General features: G+C 64.9%; 13 protein-coding genes. All 13 read right to left on the bottom strand.

What is annotated here, in order from left to right:
* Window positions 1-7: 7 nt before the first annotated feature.
* Window positions 8-283, bottom strand: coding sequence for a hypothetical protein (locus FJ964_RS20355; RefSeq protein ID WP_140517323.1), 276 nt, complete (start codon window positions 281-283; stop codon window positions 8-10).
* Between the two features lie 164 nt (window positions 284-447).
* Window positions 448-1,944, bottom strand: coding sequence for an aldehyde dehydrogenase family protein (locus tag FJ964_RS20360; RefSeq protein WP_140552055.1), 1,497 nt, complete (start codon window positions 1,942-1,944; stop codon window positions 448-450).
* 113 nt (window positions 1,945-2,057) lie between these two features.
* Window positions 2,058-3,320, bottom strand: coding sequence for a D-tagatose-bisphosphate aldolase, class II, non-catalytic subunit (locus tag FJ964_RS20365; RefSeq protein ID WP_140552056.1), 1,263 nt, complete (start codon window positions 3,318-3,320; stop codon window positions 2,058-2,060).
* Window positions 3,317-4,312: a sugar kinase gene (locus FJ964_RS20370; protein ID WP_140552057.1), complete on the bottom strand. Its 996-nt coding sequence runs from the start codon at window positions 4,310-4,312 to the stop codon at window positions 3,317-3,319. Before FJ964_RS20370 ends, FJ964_RS20365 begins: the two co-directional genes overlap by 4 nt.
* 72 nt (window positions 4,313-4,384) lie before the next feature.
* Window positions 4,385-8,056 (bottom strand): hydantoinase B/oxoprolinase family protein, encoded by a 3,672-nt coding sequence (locus tag FJ964_RS20375; protein WP_140552058.1) that lies wholly within the window; start codon window positions 8,054-8,056, stop codon window positions 4,385-4,387.
* Window positions 8,057-8,320: 264 nt separating this feature from the next.
* A complete protein-coding gene (gene doeB, locus FJ964_RS20380; protein ID WP_140552059.1) occupies window positions 8,321-9,322 on the bottom strand; it encodes a N(2)-acetyl-L-2,4-diaminobutanoate deacetylase DoeB in 1,002 nt (333 codons plus the stop codon).
* Window positions 9,323-9,327: 5 nt separating this feature from the next.
* Window positions 9,328-10,506, bottom strand: a complete 1,179-nt coding sequence (doeA, locus tag FJ964_RS20385; RefSeq protein ID WP_140552060.1) for an ectoine hydrolase DoeA — start codon at window positions 10,504-10,506, stop codon at window positions 9,328-9,330.
* A 138-nt stretch (window positions 10,507-10,644) separates the two neighbouring features.
* Window positions 10,645-11,637 (bottom strand): ectoine utilization protein EutC, encoded by a 993-nt coding sequence (gene eutC / locus FJ964_RS20390; RefSeq protein ID WP_140552061.1) that lies wholly within the window; start codon window positions 11,635-11,637, stop codon window positions 10,645-10,647.
* Window positions 11,637-12,623, bottom strand: coding sequence for a hydroxyectoine utilization dehydratase EutB (eutB, locus tag FJ964_RS20395; protein ID WP_140552062.1), 987 nt, complete (start codon window positions 12,621-12,623; stop codon window positions 11,637-11,639). Before eutB ends, eutC begins: the two co-directional genes overlap by 1 nt.
* 28 nt (window positions 12,624-12,651) lie before the next feature.
* A complete protein-coding gene (eutA, locus tag FJ964_RS20400) occupies window positions 12,652-13,428 on the bottom strand; it encodes an ectoine utilization protein EutA (protein ID WP_140552063.1) in 777 nt (258 codons plus the stop codon).
* A 5-nt stretch (window positions 13,429-13,433) separates the two neighbouring features.
* Window positions 13,434-14,093, bottom strand: a complete 660-nt coding sequence (gene ehuD / locus FJ964_RS20405; RefSeq protein ID WP_140552064.1) for an ectoine/hydroxyectoine ABC transporter permease subunit EhuD — start codon at window positions 14,091-14,093, stop codon at window positions 13,434-13,436.
* 16 nt (window positions 14,094-14,109) lie between these two features.
* A complete protein-coding gene (ehuC, locus tag FJ964_RS20410) occupies window positions 14,110-14,769 on the bottom strand; it encodes an ectoine/hydroxyectoine ABC transporter permease subunit EhuC (protein ID WP_140552065.1) in 660 nt (219 codons plus the stop codon).
* Window positions 14,770-14,975: 206 nt separating this feature from the next.
* A complete protein-coding gene (gene ehuB, locus FJ964_RS20415) occupies window positions 14,976-15,827 on the bottom strand; it encodes an ectoine/hydroxyectoine ABC transporter substrate-binding protein EhuB (protein ID WP_140499273.1) in 852 nt (283 codons plus the stop codon).
* Between the last annotated feature and the right edge of the window lie 18 nt (window positions 15,828-15,845).

Consider the following 15,845-nt stretch of genomic DNA (forward strand, 5'->3'; position numbering starts at 1 on the left):
CCGCCGCCTACTTTCCGCAATGGTGGTCGTTGATCTTGTTCAACGCATTCGCATCCGGCCCCACCCGGTGGTAGGAGCAGGCGCCGGCGGCCGTCGTAACAAGCTGCCGGTCATAGTAGCGCGGGCCGCCGAACAGTATGTCGATAATATCGCCGTCAGCGGGAACATAGCGTTCGGGTTCGCCTTGGTGGTGGCGGTGCCTGGCCCCGGCGGATGCCGAAGAGACGATGCCGCAGCCCATCACAAGGGCGAGAGCGCAGATCGCAAAGCGTTTCGTCGTCATCGACAACACCTTCCTAGCCAACCGGAGTTCATCTTATACCCAAAAATCGCCGGACAAAGAAAAGTTCCTGAGAATGGGCGCCGGTTGATTTGCAGCCGGCGTGCATGAGCGGCAGCCTGAGAACCGGCGGCGCAGGCCGGCTCGGCTGACAACCGACAAAAGCCTCAGTCGGTCTGGATCCACACCGACTTGGTCTCGAGATATTCGTGCAGATGTTCGATGCCGCCCTCGCGGCCGTAGCCCGACATCTTCATGCCGCCGAACGGCACGGCGGGGTCGATGGCGTGGTACATGTTGACCCAGACGGAACCCGCCTTGACCCGGCGGGCGAGCTTGTGCGCCGTGCCGAGATGGGTGGTGAAGATGCCGGCAGCCAGCCCATAGGGCGTCGTATTCGCGCGGGCGACGGCTTCGTCAAGCGTATCGAAGGGCATTGCCGAGATAACGGGCCCGAATATCTCTTCACGCGCTATGGTCATCGTGTCGGACACCGCGCCGAAGACGGTTGGGGCGATGAAATTGCCGCCGTCATAGAGGTCGCCGGTCAGCCGCGATCCCCCGGCGACCAGTTCCGCGCCCTCCTCGCTGCCGGCCTTGATGTAACCCTCGACCTTGCCGGCCTGCCTCGCATTGATGAGCGGCCCTATTTCGGTTTCGGCCTCGATGCCGTGGCCGATGCGCAACCTGCCGGCGAAATCGGCGAGCCGGCGCACGAACTCGTCATGGATTTCGCGTGCCACGAACAGCCGCGAACCGGCGATGCAGACCTGGCCCGAATGCACGAAGACGGCCATCGCCGCGATCGGAACGGCCTTATCGATATCGGCGTCGCGGCATACGATGAGCGGCGACTTGCCGCCGAGTTCCAATGAAACGCGCTTTAGATTGGCAACACCCGCCCGGGCGATCGCCTGGCCGGTGAGCGTCGAGCCGGTGAAGACGATCTTGTTGACGTCGGGATGTTCGGCAAGCCGCGCGCCGGCTTCGGCCCCGGTTCCGGTGACGACGTTGACGACGCCGTCGGGAACGCCGGCTTCCTGCATCAGCCGCGCGATCAAAAGCGGCGTCAGCGATGCATCCTCGGAGGGTTTCAGCACGATGGTACAGCCGGTGGCGAGCGCCGGCGCGATCTTCCAGATCGAGGCGGCGGTCGGCGCGTTCCAGGGAATGATGGCGCCGACCACGCCCACCGGCTCGCGTCTTGTGAAGGTGACGATCTCGCCCGGGATCGAATTGTCGATTGATTCGCCATGCAGGGCGGTCGCCATGCCGGCATAGAAGCGCAGCATGCCGATGACCCGGCGCCGGTTGGCGAGCGTGCGCGTGATCGGCAGCCCCATGTCGAGCGTGTCGGAGACGCAGAGCTCTTCCCAGTTCTTCTCGAAGAGATCTGCGATCCTGAGCAGCACGCACTGCCGTTCGTAAGGGGAAAATCCGGACCACGGACCTTGGAAAGCGATGCGCGCAGCCGCCACCGCCGCTTCGACGTCGGCGGCGCCTCCGCGCGGCACCGTCGCCAGCAATTCGCCCGTCGCCGGGTTGAGCGCCTGCATCTCCTGCCCGGACTGCGCCGCGACCCACTTACCGCCGATGAACATCGGCCGGAATTCGCCATGATAGAGCGTCGCGGCCTTTGCCCTCGGGTCGAAGTTCAGCGTCATATCCTCCTCCTCGCCATTCCGTCGCGACTATTACTCCGGTGCAGGCACACCTCAAGCGAGGAAGCCGACAAGCCGTCGAAATGACCGAACTGCGTCCCCTGGCTATCGGCCGCTCAACCGCTGGAGGCGAAGCGGTAGCCCTCCAGCGCCTGCTGAACCGCGGCCACCAACACCGCCTCCGGATCGAGCGGCTGTCCGGCAAAGCGGTCGAGCGCGGGCAGATGCTGATGGAACAGCGTCGCCGGCACGGCCTTGCCCGACAAAGCGGTCATCAATTGCTGGACAGCGTCCATCGCCTCCTGATGGTTCCAGTAGTAACGTATGCGGTCCGACAGCGAATAGTGCCGCTGCACGCGCTGTTGCGCCGCAGAGCCGTGGTAGTGGCTGTGCCAGTCCTTGGCATCGGCCGTCATCAGCGCTTCCATGGTCTGATAAAGCGGGCGCGCGCCGTAATCAGGCAACAGATCGGAGGCGATCAGGTCCAGCCCGTAGAGCGCTTCGCGCAGGACGAAGGTCAGTTGCGGCCCCACCTTGAGGATGGCAAAGCCGTCCTCGACCAGTTCGCGCAGGGCCGCTTGCGTCTGATAGTCGGTGGAATGTGCCTCGTAGACCAGGCCGGCTTCCTGTTCGAGCAGCGCGCGCAGATGCAGCGCCTTGGCGCGATCGTAGAAGACCACGTTCTCGTTGCCGAACTCCACGCCCGGCTGCACGACCACGGCGATGACCCGCGAGAAGGCGTCAGCGAGGCCGTTCTCGTGGAAGACCTGCCGATGCACCGCCAATGTGTGCCGGACCGCGGACAGGCTTGTGGGGCTGATTTCGCCAATGAGATGATCCGCTCCGCCTGGCGGCGGAACCTCGGTGCCGATCACGTAAAGCGGCCGGTCGGGGCCGCTGGCGACGTCCTCGGCCTTGCGCGCCAGGCGCGCGGCGCGCCTGGCAATCGTAGCGTCATCCAGCGCCGCCGGCTCGCCCGCACATCCCATGGAGGCATCGAGATGGATCTTGCGGAAACCGGCCCGGACATAGGCGGACACCATGTCCTCGGCCTTCGCCATCGCCGCGCCGGCATCTTCCTTTCGCCATGGATTGGGACCGAGATGATCCCCGCCGAAGATGACCCGCTCGGGCGCAAGGCCTTCGGAGCCGGCAATAGCGGTCACCGCCGCGACGAAGTCAGCGGGCTGCATGCCGGTATAGCCGCCGAACTGGTTGACCTGGTTGCAGGTTGCCTCGATCAGCAGCGGCCGGGAGAACAGCACGGCGTCACGCGCCGCGGCCCGGATCACGACCGGATGGGACGAGCAGACGGAGGTGATGCCTTCCGCCACCCCCTGACGCCGGGACGTAGCAAGTTTCAGCAATGGATCGGTCACGGGCGTCGCCTCGGCGTGTTGGCAATGAACAGATCGAGTTCGGCACGCGTGCCGGCCCCTTCCATCGGACCTTGCCGCGTGACGTTGCGCGCCCCTGCCGCATTCGCATAATCGAGCGCGGTCACGGCAGGCATGCCGAGCCTGCGGCAGGCGATGTAGGCGCCGCCGAAACAGTCGCCCGCGCCGGTCGGATCGATCTCCTCGACCAGGAAGCCGGGCGCCTCGACGCGGCTGCCGTCAGCGCCGAACAGGGACGCGCCGAGCGCGCCGCGCTTGACGACGACCTCGCCGGCACCGCGGGCAAACAGCGAGACGAGCGCGTCGGCTTCATTGTCGTTGCCCGAAGCGGTGTGGAGTTCCTCACCCGACGGCAGGATCAGATCCGCAATGTCGAGAAGCCGCGCGAAGCGCTCGCGCGTCTGGCCATGGCCGAGCAGTTCCTTGCGGAGGTTGGGATCGAGCGAGATGCTTCCGCCACGCGCCTTGACGGCATCGATGGCATGGTCGAGCACCTCCCAAATGGCGGGAATGCTGAGCGCGGTGCCCATGACGTGCAGATGGCCCGAACGCGCCAGCAGCGCCCTGGCCTCGGGGGTCAACCCGACCAGCGCCGCCGCCGATTTGCCGATATTGTAGACGAAGTCGCGCGAACCGTCCTCGCGGTAGCGCACGAAGGCGCTGCCCGTCGGATAGTCTGAACTGACGGCGATGGCCGAGACATCCGCACCGTCCCGGCGCAGGCGCTCAACGTTGATCCTGCCGAAATCATCGTTGCCGACGCAGGCGATGATGCCGGCCCGCCCGCCAAGCCTGGCGCATTGGTCGATGAAGATTGCCGGCGCCCCGCTCGGATAGGGTCCGGTCAGCTCCATGGGCTCGAGGAAGCCGTTGCCACGGCTGGTGGCCATGATCTCCACCAGGATCTCACCGACGGTGACGGTCGGCCCGAGTCCATCGGGCGCCAGTGTCTTCAATGGGGATTTGCTTGGCATAGCGAAAGACCCGGTGTGAAAGGCAAGGGAAATGCGAATTCGAAAAACGGATAGAGCGGTTGCGCGATTCTATCAAACGTTGGACGGCCCTGGCTCCGGCCCCCCGAACGCCCCGGGCGTCGGCGTCGTCACGATGACGGCGTCGCCGGGCTGAAGCACCGTCTGGTCGCAGGCTTTCAGCATCTCGACCGTGCCGTCCTTGCGGCGCACCTTGGTCGAGCCGGCCTCGCCATCGCCACCACCGGCCAGCCCTTGCGGCGGACGGTTGCGATGCGAGGAGAGGATGGCGCATTCCATCTTCTCCAGGAAGCGGATGGTGCGCTTCGTGCCGTCGCCGGCATTCCACCTGCCCTTGCCGCCGGAGCCCTCGCGGATGTGGAAATCCTCCAGCATCACAGGAAAGCGCAGCTCCAGTATTTCCGGGTCGGTGAGGCGCGAATTGGTCATATGGGTGTGAACGCCCGAAGTGCCGGCAAAGCCGCGGCCGGAATTCATCTGGCCGGCGGGCGAACCGGAACAGATCGTTTCGTAATACTGGTACTTGCTGTTGCCGAAGGTCAAATTGTTCATGGTGCCTTGCGCATTGGCCATGGCGCCCATGGCGCCGAACAGCGCGTTGGTGACGTGCTGCGAGGTCTCGACATTGCCGGCGACGACGGCGGCGGGATAAGCGGGTTTCAGCATCGAGCCGTCGGGGATGATGATGTTGATCGGCCTCAGGCAACCGGCATTCATCGGGATCATGTCCTCGACCATGACGCGGAAGGCATAAAGCACCGCTGCCCGGGCGACAGGCTCCGGCGCGTTGAAATTGTTCTTCATCACCGGCGACGTGCCGGTGAAGTCGACCGTCGCCTCGCGCTTTTGCCGGTCGACCGATATCTTCACCCTGATCACCTGGCCGGTGTCGGTGGGATATTCATAGGCCGATGTATCCGGCAGCCGCTCGATCACGCGCCGCACGCTCTCGGCCGCATTGTCCTGCACATGGCCCATATAGGCCTCCACGACATCGAGCCCGAAATGCGCTACCATCTTGCGCAGCTCCGCCACGCCCTTTTCGTTGGCGGCGAGCTGCGCCTTGAGATCGGCGATATTCTGGTGCGGATTGCGGGCGGGATAGCGGTGATCGGTGAGCAGCGCCCCCAGCTCATTTTCGCGGAACTTTCCGCGATCGACGATGCGGAAATTGTCGAACAACACGCCTTCCTCGTCCACCGTGGTGGCAAGTGGGGTCATCGAGCCCGGCGCGGTGCCGCCGATATCCGCGTGGTGCCCGCGCGAGGCTACCCAGAAGAGGATTTTCTGCTGGGGGTCATCGAACACCGGCGTCACGACAGTAATATCAGGCAGATGCGTGCCGCCATTATAGGGGGCGTTGAGCGCAAAGACATCGCCGGGATGGATGTCGCCTGAATTGAGCCGGATGATGGTCTCGACCGAGCGATCCATCGAGCCAAGATGCACTGGCATATGCGGCGCGTTGGCGACCAGCGCGCCATTCCGGTCGAAGACGGCGCAGGAGAAATCCAGCCTTTCCTTGATGTTGACGGAATAGGCGGTGTTCTGCAGCGTCACGCCCATCTGCTCGGCGATCGACATGAACAAATTGTTGAACACTTCCAGCATCACCGGATCGGCCTCGGTGCCAAGTGCCGCCTGCCGGCGTTTCTTGCTGGTGCGTCGCATCAGCACATGGTTCCTGGCCGTGATCTCGGCCTGCCAGCCCGGCTCCACGACGATGGTCTGGTTGGGCTCGATGATCAGTGCGGGGCCGGCGACCCGATCGGACGGCCGCAACGCCTCGCGCCGGCAGACGCCGGCTTCGTGCCATTTTCCTTCCGTGTAGATCCGCCGGGCCTCTTCGGCCCTGGCTTTTGATGGCTGCCCCGCCGGAGCATAGGCTTCGGCAGCCTGCTCGCCGCCTGCCTCCATGCCCTCGACGCTCACCGCCTCGACGATCATCGGCTTGTCCTCATAGACGAAACCGAATTGCGCCTTGTGGGCGGCCTCGAAATCGGCCCTCGCGCGCAGCATCGAGCCATGCTCGAAATGCACCGGAAGTGCGGTGTCGGTGCCGTCATAGCGGATCTGCAGCGCCGGCCTGGCCGCAACCGCGTCCTCGGCGATGCCTTGCGCGGCGAGTTCCGCGACAACGGCGGTTCGCAAGGCCGCGATCAGGCCTTCGATTGCCGGCCTGGATTCTTCTGCCAGCGGTGCAAGCAAGGCCTGCTGGCGTGAGGCAAAGACCGAGGACAGGCCGATGCCGTAGGCCGACAGCAAGCCGGAAAACGGATGGATCAGCACCGCCTCCATGCCGAGAGCGTCGGCGACCAGGCAGGCGTGCTGGCCGCCTGCGCCGCCAAAACAGTTCAGCAGATATTCGGTGACGTCGTAGCCGCGCTGCACCGAGATCTTCTTGATCGCGTTGGCCATGTTTTCGACAGCGATGGTGACGAAACCTTCGGCGACCGCTTCAGCCGAGCGGCCGTCGCCGATCTCGGCGGCGAGCGCGGTGAATTTCTGGCGAACGGTGTCCACATCGAGCGGCTCGTTCTGGCCGGGGCCGAAGATGGCGGGAAAAAAATCCGGCTGCAGCTTGCCGAGCATGACGTTGGCGTCGGTGACGGCGAGCGGGCCGCCGCGCCTGTAGGCGGCGGGGCCTGGATTGGCGCCGGCGGAGTCCGGGCCGGCGCGAAAGCGGCCTGCCTCGTAATGCAGGACCGAGCCGCCGCCGGCCGCCACGGTGTGGATGCGCATCATCGGCGCGCGCACGCGCACGCCTGCGACCTCTGTATCGAAGGCGCGCTCATACTCGCCGTCATAATGGGCCACATCGGTGGAGGTGCCGCCCATGTCGAAACCGATGACCTTTTCGAAGCCGGCGAGCCTGGCCGTCTCGACCATGCCGACGACCCCACCGGCCGGGCCAGACAGCAGCGCATCCTTGCCCTGGAACAGATCGGCGGCGGTCAGCCCGCCGGAAGACATCATGAACATGAGGCGGGGCGATTGGCCGATCTCGTCGCCGGTGGGGGAGATTGGCGCCGTGCCCAACTCCTCCGCTACCCTTTGCACATATCTCGACAGGATCGGCGACAGATAGGCGTCGACCACGGTGGTGTCGCCGCGGCCGACCAGCTTGATCAACGGCGATACCTCGTGGCTGACCGAAACCTGCCCGAAACCGAGCTTGCGGCAAACCTTTGCGACGGCCTTTTCGTGCTCGGGATATTTCCACGCATGCATGAAGACAATAGCGACCGCGTCGATGCCGTCCGCCTTTGCCTGTTCGATCGCCCGGCGACAGGCCGCGATGTCGAGCAGCCGTTCGACGCAGCCGTCGGCAAGCACGCGCTCGTTGACCTCGATGACGCGCTCGTAGAGCTGTTCGGGGAGGATGATCTCCTTGGCGAAGATGTCGGGGCGCGCCTGATAGGCGATCCTCAACGCATCGCGAAATCCCTTGGTGATGAGCAAAAGCACGCGGTCGCCCTTGCGCTCCAGCAGCGCATTGGTGGCGACCGTTGTGCCCATCTTTACGTCGCCTATCAGCCCGGCGGGGATAGGCTCGCCGAGGCGCAGGCCGAGAAGGTCGCGAATGCCCTGGATGGCGGCGTCGGCATAGGCCTCGGGATTTTCGGACAGAAGCTTGCGCGGATGCAGGCCGCCCTCGGGATCACGGCCGATGACATCGGTGAACGTGCCGCCGCGGTCGATCCAGAAATCCCATTTTTGTTGCATTCCGACACCCTCTTTATCGCGAGTATGGCAGCAAAGTCATACTCTTTGATACCCGAGTTCGCGCCGGAACAAGTCGTCGCGCCATTGCCTCTTCGACGAGGATGGCTTTGGAGGTCTGAGGCAATGGCAAGGCACGCGCCGTCGCGGCGCGCCGGCCGGAGCCGTGAGCGCAGCCGGGCTGGCTTGCCGGCCGCTATCTGGATCCAGGGTGGAAGAATGCACGGCAGGCCCGAACCTGCCTGCCGTGCAGGCCGGGCCCTTCCGTCAATCGACCAATGCGGCAACCACCGAGACGCAGTCGCCGGCCTTGACCAGGCCGGGGAAATGTCGCGCCGCCAACATGCCCGACATTTTTGCGCGGATCTCCTGGGGGGCGATGCCGGTTCGGCCAGTGGAATGGATGCGCGCCAGCACCGCGCCCTTCTCGACGGGCTCGCCGAGATCGACCATCGTCTCGACCATGCCGTCGTCCTCGGCGAAGGCAAAGCAATCGCCTGACGGCATGTCGAGCCATCGGGTTGGCGTCTTCTCGACCGCACCGGCGACGATGCCGGCATGCCGCAGCACGTTGAGCATGCCGCGCCGGGCGATCCGCACCGTCTCGGCTCTGGACGTGCCCCCACCGCCGAGCTCGGTGGTGACGAACACCTTGCCCATGTCCTCGGCGGCGGTATCGTACATGCCGACGGCATCGATCTCGATCATGCGCATCGAGAATGGCGCCGCGAAGGCTTCGACCGCCGCGAAGGCCCTTTGTTCCAGGGCCTTGTCGGGCAGCGTATGGGCGGCGCAGAACGGTACGAAGTCCAGCGTCCTGCCGCCGGAATGGAAGTCGAACACGATATCCGCGCGGGGAAGCAGCTCCCGCTGGAAATAATCGGCGATCTTTTCCGTCACCGTACCGTCCGGCCTGCCTGGAAAGCTGCGGTTCATGTTGCCCTTGTCGATCGGCGAGGTGCGTGTGCCGGCGCGGAAGGCGGGATAGTTCATCGCCGGCACGATGATGACCGTGCCGCTGACCTGGGCGGGATCAAGCGTGCGCGCCAGATCATAGAGCGCCAGCGGCCCTTCATATTCGTCGCCATGATTGCCGCCGGTCAGCAAGGCCGTCGGCCCCTTGCCGTTGCGCAGGACGCAGATCGGGATCATCACCGAGCCCCACGCTGAATCGTCGCGGCTGTAGGGCAGGCGCAGGAAACCGTGCTGGGCGCCGTCGCGATCGAAATCGACCGAGGGCGAGACCGGCGACGGTCGAAGATCGGACATCGGTTTCAATTCTTCACCACCAGCTTGCGCGGCACATTGGCCAGGCACTCGACGCCCGTCTCGGTGATCAGGATGGATTCGGTGATTTCCAGCCCCATCGTCTCCAGCCACAGGCCGGTCATGAAATGGAAGGTCATGCCGGGCTTCAGCTCGGTGCGGTCGCCGGGGCGCAGGCTCATCGTGCGTTCGCCCCAGTCCGGCGGATAGGAAAGGCCGATCGGGTAGCCGGTGCGGTTGTCCTTGACGATGCCATATTTCTTCAACACCGCGAAGAAGGCGTTGGCGATGTCTTCGCACGTGTTGCCGGGCTTGGCTGCCGCGAGCCCCGCGTCCATGCCTTCGAGCGTCGCCTTCTCCGCATCGAGGAATTCCTGTGTCGGCTTGCCGAGGAACACTGTTCGCGACAGCGGGCAATGATACCTGTTGTAGCACCCGGCGATTTCGAAGAACGTGCCCTCGCCCGACTTCATCGGCTTGTCGTCCCAGGTCAGGTGCGGCGCCGAGGCGTCGGCGCCCGACGGCAGCAGCGGCACGATCGCTGGATAGTCGCCGCCAATGCCGTCGACGCCGCGCGTGCCGGCATCATAGATCTCGGCGACGAGATCGCATTTGCGCATGCCGACCTCTATCTTGTCGACGATGCGCTGGTGCATCGCCTCGACGATGCGGGCGGCCTTGCGCATATAGTCGATCTCGATAGGACTCTTCACCGCACGCTGCCAGTTGACCAGCGCGGTGGCGTCGACGAAACGGGCATTGGGCAGGTGCTTCTGCAAAGAGGCGAAGGCGGCGGCCGAGAACCAGTAATTGTCCATCTCGACGCCGACGGTCAGCTTGCCCCAGCCGCGATCGGCAAGCACGCTCGACAGGAAATCCATCGGATGGCGCTCGGTCGACTGCACATAGTGATCGGCATAGCCGACGATGTTGTCGTGCGCGAGATAGGCGGTGCGCTTGGCGCCGTTGGCATCCTGGCCGCGGCCATACCAGACCGGCTCGCCCGATGGAGGCACGATGACCGCCTGATGCACATAAAAGGACCAGCCGTCATAACCGGTGAGCCAGGCCATGTTGGAGGGGTCGCTGACAATAAGCAGATCGACGCCTTTCACGGCCATGGCTTTCCGCGTCTTGGCGAGGCGATCCGCATATTCGCTTCGCGAGAATTTCAAGTTCGGTTGCATTTTGTTGGTCCTCGTTTGTTGGGCCCTGGAACCCGCTTCGACTTCCGTTGAATCTGGCTCCAGGTGATTTTTTGTTTGAGCATGATCTCCTCGAAAAACCGGTTCCCACTTTTCCGGATCATGCTCTTGCGGCCAGCATCAACTTTCAAAAATGGTTCCGGCTTTCGCAGTCCGGGCCCGGTCACGGGCGAGCGTGGCGATCGCCGTGTCCTGCACGCCGGTGCCGGTCAGGTCGGCGATGGTGATGTCGTCCGCCGCGCGCCGGCCATGCCGTTCGCCGGCGATGATCTGGCCGAGTTCGGTCACCTCCGCCTCCGCCGCCATCACGCCGGCGGAGATGGCATGGTGCAATTCGCCGAGCCGGCGCGCCTGCCTTGCGCTGTCGGCGACATAGAGATCGGCCATGCGCAGGATTGCCGGCGCGATCTCGTTCTTGTGCTCGGCATCCGAGCCCATGGCGGTGATGTGCTGGCCCGCCGAGACGAAGCCGGCCTTGATCAATGGTTCGGTCGAGGGCGTGGTGGTGACGATGATGTCGGCGCCGGCGACCGCCTTGGCCGCATCCGTTTCTGCGTGCACCACGATGCCCAGTCTTTCGCTCAAGGCGCTGGCCGCGGCTTGCGCCTTGGCCGTGTCGCGCGCCCAGATGCGAGCTTCTTCGATCGGTCGCACCAGGCGCAGCGCCTCGAGCTGCAATCCGGCCTGCACGCCGGCGCCGAAGATCGCGGCAACGGACGAATCCGGCCGCGACAGATGTTTTGCCGCGACTGCCCCGGCTGCGGCGGTGCGGACGTCGGTCAGGTAGCCATTGTCGAGCAGCAACGCCTCGACGAGACCGGTTTTTGCCGACAGCAGCACCATCATGCCGTTGACGCTGGGCAGGCCGAGCTTGGGATTGTCGAAGAAGCCGGGGCTGATCTTGATGGCGAAGCCGTCGATGCCGGGCACATAGGCGGTCTTCACGTCGACCTCGCCGCGATGCTCAGGGATGTCGAGCCGCAGGATCGGCGGCATCGCCACCGGCAGGGTAGCGAGCGCCCGGAAGGCGTTCTCGACACAGGCGACGGCGTCGAGATCGAGAGCTACGATTTCGCGCAGTTGTTTCTCGGTAAGGATGGTCATCCGGCTCATCAGGCGCGCTCCGCAACGACTTCGCCGCAAACGATCTTTCTGTGCAGGCTCATATCGATATTGCGACCCGAAAGCAGAACGACCACCGGTCCGTTTGGCTTCACCTTGCCGGCGACGAGCGCCGCGATACCGACCGCGCCGGCGCCCTCGACAACCTCGCGCTCCTGTTCATAGGCATGGCGGATGCCGGCGGCGATCTCATCCTCGGAAAGCAGCACGACGTCGTCGAGCAGGTCTCGGCACATGGAAAAGGTCAGCCGGTTGTCGAGGCCAATGCCGCCGCCGAGCGAATCCGCCAGCGTCGGCAGTTCCTCCACTTGCACCGGACGCCCCGCATCGAGGCTGGCCTTCATCGCCGCACCGCGCGCCATCGAGATGCCGACGACCTTTGTGCTCGGCCTGACGCCCTTGACCGCCGCGGCAATCCCGGAGGCCAACCCGCCGCCGGAGAGCTGCACCAGCACCAGAGCGGCGTCAGGAACCTGCTCCATGATCTCCAGCCCGAGCGTGCCCTGCCCGGCGATGATGTCGGGATGGTCGAAGGGTGGCAGCATCACCAGACCCTCTTGCGCCGCCAGCCGCTCGACCTCCTGTTGCGCGTCGTCCTGGCTGTCGCCGACAATGCGGATTTCCGCGCCGAGGCGGCGGATGGCATCGAGCTTGTTCCGAGGCACCAGCCGCGACATGCAGATCACCGCGCGCATGCCTTCGAGCCTGGCGGCATGGGCGAGTGCGCGGCCGTGATTGCCGGTCGAAGCCGCGACGACACCGCGTGCCCGCTGCTCGGCATTGAGCGAAGCAATGGCGTTCGAGGCGCCACGCAGCTTAAAGCTGCCCGTGGTCTGGCGGTGTTCCAGCTTGAGGTGAACAGGAAAGCCGTGCCGCTCCGACAGGCTCTCGGACGGCACGACCGGTGTCGGCTCGACCTTGCCGATGATGCGTTGGCGCGCGGCGCGGATGTCTGAAAGGGCGACGGCGTGCGTCATGGGTCGCTCGTGCATGCAGGACATAACCTTACTGTCCAAGCGGCAAGGTCGTCAGCCGCCCGAACTCCGGACGCGGCACATCATCGCCGCACAGTCGCAGGCAATTCCACGCGCTCGCCTGGTTGCTGGTGACGACCGGACGGCCGATAGCCTGTTCCATCGCGGCAACCGCCAGCGCCGAGCGCAGCGCCGTGCAGGACACGAACAACGCCTCGGCCTGCGGGTCAGTCGCCTCGCGCGCCAGCTCGACGAGAGCCGCCGGCGCAATGCGCGCCATCTCGCGGTCGTCCTCGAAGCCGAGACAGGTGAAGCTGGCGATCTCGAAGCCGCGTTCGGCGAAATAGGCCGCCATCGGCCGGCTGGTCTCGACGGTGTAGGGGGTGAGAATGCTGATCCTCTTCGCGCCCAGAGCCCTCAGTCCGCGCACGCCCGCCATCGGCGGCGTGACCACGGGCACGCCAGGCTTGGCCGCCTGGATCGCCGCCTCGATCTCGGCGTCGCCGATCACCACGGAGGCCGACGTGCAGGAGTAGCAGATGGCATCGAGCGGTTCGTCCGGCAGGATCAGCGCCGCGCCTGCCGTCAGTTCGGGCTGCATCTTGCGCAGATTCTGCGGTGTGGTCGGATTCTTATAGGGGATGCGGGCTACATAGATGCCGATCCTCTCACTCGCCACCATGCGGCGGAAGTCCGGCTCGCTGGTGTGGTCGGTGGCCAGGATGATCAGGCCGACGCGCTTTTCCAACGGGCGCGCCTCGAGTGCGGGCCTTGTCGGCATCAGCCTGATTTCGGGAAGCGGCTTCATGGGAACTACCTTTCGATCTTGCCGTAGCGATGTTCCAGCCAGCGCAGCAGCATAACCGAGAAAAGGCTGATGATCAGGAAGAAGGCGCCGACCAGCGTCATCGGCTCGACATAGCGGTAATAGGTGTTGGCGACGCTCTTGGCCTGGTTCATCAGCTCCAGCACAGTGATTGCCGACAGCAGCGGCGTCTCCTTGAACATGGCGATGAAATAATTGGCCAGCGCCGGGATCATCGGCGGGATCGCCTGCGGTATGACGATGTGGGTCCAGGTCTGGCGAGCGCTGAGATTGCAGGCTTTGGCCGCCTCCCACTGGCCGCGCGGCACGTTTTCGATGCCGGCGCGATAGACCTCCGCCGTATAGGTCCCGTAGTGCAGCCCAAGCCCGATGACGCCGGCCACAAGCGGCGGCAGCAGGATGCCGAAATCGGGCAGCACGTAGAAGATGAAGTAGAGCTGCACCAGCAGCGGCGTGCCGCGGATGAATTCGGCCGCCCAGGCGACCGTGCGCGACATCATCTTGTTCGGCGAGCGGCGGGCCAGTGCGATGCCCAGCCCGACGATCGCCGCCAGCACCGAGCCGAGCACCGTCGCCAGGATGGTGATCTTCACCCCCTCGATCAGCGTCGGCAGGATCTGCCGGACGAAATCCCAGTCCCAATCCATTACAGGGCCCCATCCATCAGACGCGCACTCCGTCGAGGCCGCGCGCCATGCGGCGCTCCAGCGACCGCACGCCCCACGAAATGACGAGCGCGAGCACGAAATAGATCACCAGGATGGTGGTGAACGGCATCAGCGTGCTGCCGGTCTGCGAACGCACCACCTGTGCCTGGAAGGTGAGATCGGCGAGTGAAATCAGCGAGACGACGGATGTCGCCTTGAGCAGTTCGATGGCGTTGTTGCCGAAGGTCGGCAGCATCACCAGAAGCGCCTGGGGCAGGATGACATGGCGCATGCCTTGCCAGCGGCCGAGATTGAGCGCCGTGCAGGCTTCATATTGCTCGGCGCCGACCGACTGGATGGCGCCGCGCACCACTTCCGCCGCATAGGCGCCGACATTGAGGCCCAGCGCCAGCACGCCGGCTTGCAGCGGAGTGAGTTCGACGCCGGCCAGGGGCAACACGAAATAGGCCCAGAACAGCTGAACGAAAATCGATGTGCCGCGGAAGAATTCGATATAGGCGGTGGCGAGCGCCCGCAGCGCGAAGAAGCGCGACAGCCGCCCCATGCCGGCCAGGAAGGCCATGACGAGGGCCAGCACCGACCCCATCAGCGTCAGCTCGATGGTGACAAGCGCTCCCTGCAATATCAGGCCGAGATAGCCGGACCACTGGGTCATTTATCAGAGGCTTCCAACATTTGGTTTTAGCATCTTCTCCCCTCTCACGAGGAGAAGATGCAGGTTCACCCTCCTTAGCCGCAGCACAGCTGCCGCGAAGGACGGGCAGGCGGATGAGGCGCGGCTCCAGCTCGCAAAAACGCGCGCTGCTCTCATCCGGCCCTTCGGGCTCCCTTCCCCCGCGGACGGGGGGAAGGGAAAAGGCCTTATTTCGCGGCGCAGAGCTTATCGCGCGTCGTCGACATCGCCGCCGCAGCCGAGAAGCCGTAGGGCTCGATGATCTTGGCGAACTCGCCCGACTTCTTCATCTTGGCGAGCTCGACATCGAAGGCGTCGCGCAGTGCTTCGTCGCCCTTCTTGAAGGCGGCGCCGTCGCAATAGACAGGCGCGCCCTGCACGGGTGCTATGACTTCGAGGCTCGGGTCATTGGCCTTCTTCATCAGATCGTTGATCGACAGGACGGGGAGCGAATAGGCGTCGATGCGGCCGTCCTGCACCATCTTCAGCCCGCTCTGGCCGTCGGGCACGACGATGACGCGGTCACGCGGCACGCCGGCGTTGAGCGCGAGCTTCTCCTCGGTGCCGCCGCCGGGCGCGCCGATGGTGGCGGAGGTGTCCTTGGCGACATCCTCATAGCTCTTGAAGCCCTTCGGATTGCCCTTCTTCACCAGCATCGCCTCGGCGTCGCACAGCACCGGCTCGGAATAGGCTACCGCCGCACAACGCTCCGGCTTCATGAACAGGCCGGCAGTGACGACGTCGAAGCGGCCGGCCTGCAGGCCGGGGATCATGGCGCCATATTCCGAGATCGAGGCGGCGACATCGGCGACGCCCAGCCGCTTGAAGATTTCCCGCGCCACGTCGGGCGCGGCGCCCGAAACCTTGCCGTCGGCAGCGACCGCCGTGTAGGGTGGCTCGTTGGCGATGGCGAGGCGGGCGAAGCCTTGCGCCTTCAACTGCTCGAGCTTGCTGTCGTCGGCCGATCCGATGTTCGAGGCGGCGAGCACCGCGGTCAGCGCAAGACCGGCGACGCCGGCCAGAATGCCAAGTTTTTTCATTGTTCCCAACTCCATGTT

It is taken from the genome of Mesorhizobium sp. B2-3-2, assembly GCF_006442295.1.
Taxonomy (GTDB): Bacteria; Pseudomonadota; Alphaproteobacteria; order Rhizobiales; family Rhizobiaceae; genus Mesorhizobium.

Bases quoted from the DNA above. Each gene is read 5' to 3' on its own strand.
- FJ964_RS20355 (WP_140517323.1), bottom strand. From the start codon at position 283: ATGACGACGAAACGCTTTGCGATCTGCGCTCTCGCCCTTGTGATGGGC.
- FJ964_RS20360 (WP_140552055.1), bottom strand. From the start codon at position 1,944: ATGACGCTGAACTTCGACCCGAGGGCAAAGGCCGCGACGCTCTATCAT.
- FJ964_RS20370 (WP_140552057.1), bottom strand. From the start codon at position 4,312: ATGCCAAGCAAATCCCCATTGAAGACACTGGCGCCCGATGGACTCGGG.
- FJ964_RS20375 (WP_140552058.1), bottom strand. From the start codon at position 8,056: ATGCAACAAAAATGGGATTTCTGGATCGACCGCGGCGGCACGTTCACC.
- doeB (WP_140552059.1), bottom strand. From the start codon at position 9,322: ATGTCCGATCTTCGACCGTCGCCGGTCTCGCCCTCGGTCGATTTCGAT.
- doeA (WP_140552060.1), bottom strand. From the start codon at position 10,506: ATGCAACCGAACTTGAAATTCTCGCGAAGCGAATATGCGGATCGCCTC.
- eutC (WP_140552061.1), bottom strand. From the start codon at position 11,637: ATGAGCCGGATGACCATCCTTACCGAGAAACAACTGCGCGAAATCGTA.
- eutB (WP_140552062.1), bottom strand. From the start codon at position 12,623: ATGACGCACGCCGTCGCCCTTTCAGACATCCGCGCCGCGCGCCAACGC.
- eutA (WP_140552063.1), bottom strand. From the start codon at position 13,428: ATGAAGCCGCTTCCCGAAATCAGGCTGATGCCGACAAGGCCCGCACTC.
- ehuD (WP_140552064.1), bottom strand. From the start codon at position 14,093: ATGGATTGGGACTGGGATTTCGTCCGGCAGATCCTGCCGACGCTGATC.
- ehuC (WP_140552065.1), bottom strand. From the start codon at position 14,769: ATGACCCAGTGGTCCGGCTATCTCGGCCTGATATTGCAGGGAGCGCTT.
- ehuB (WP_140499273.1), bottom strand. From the start codon at position 15,827: ATGAAAAAACTTGGCATTCTGGCCGGCGTCGCCGGTCTTGCGCTGACC.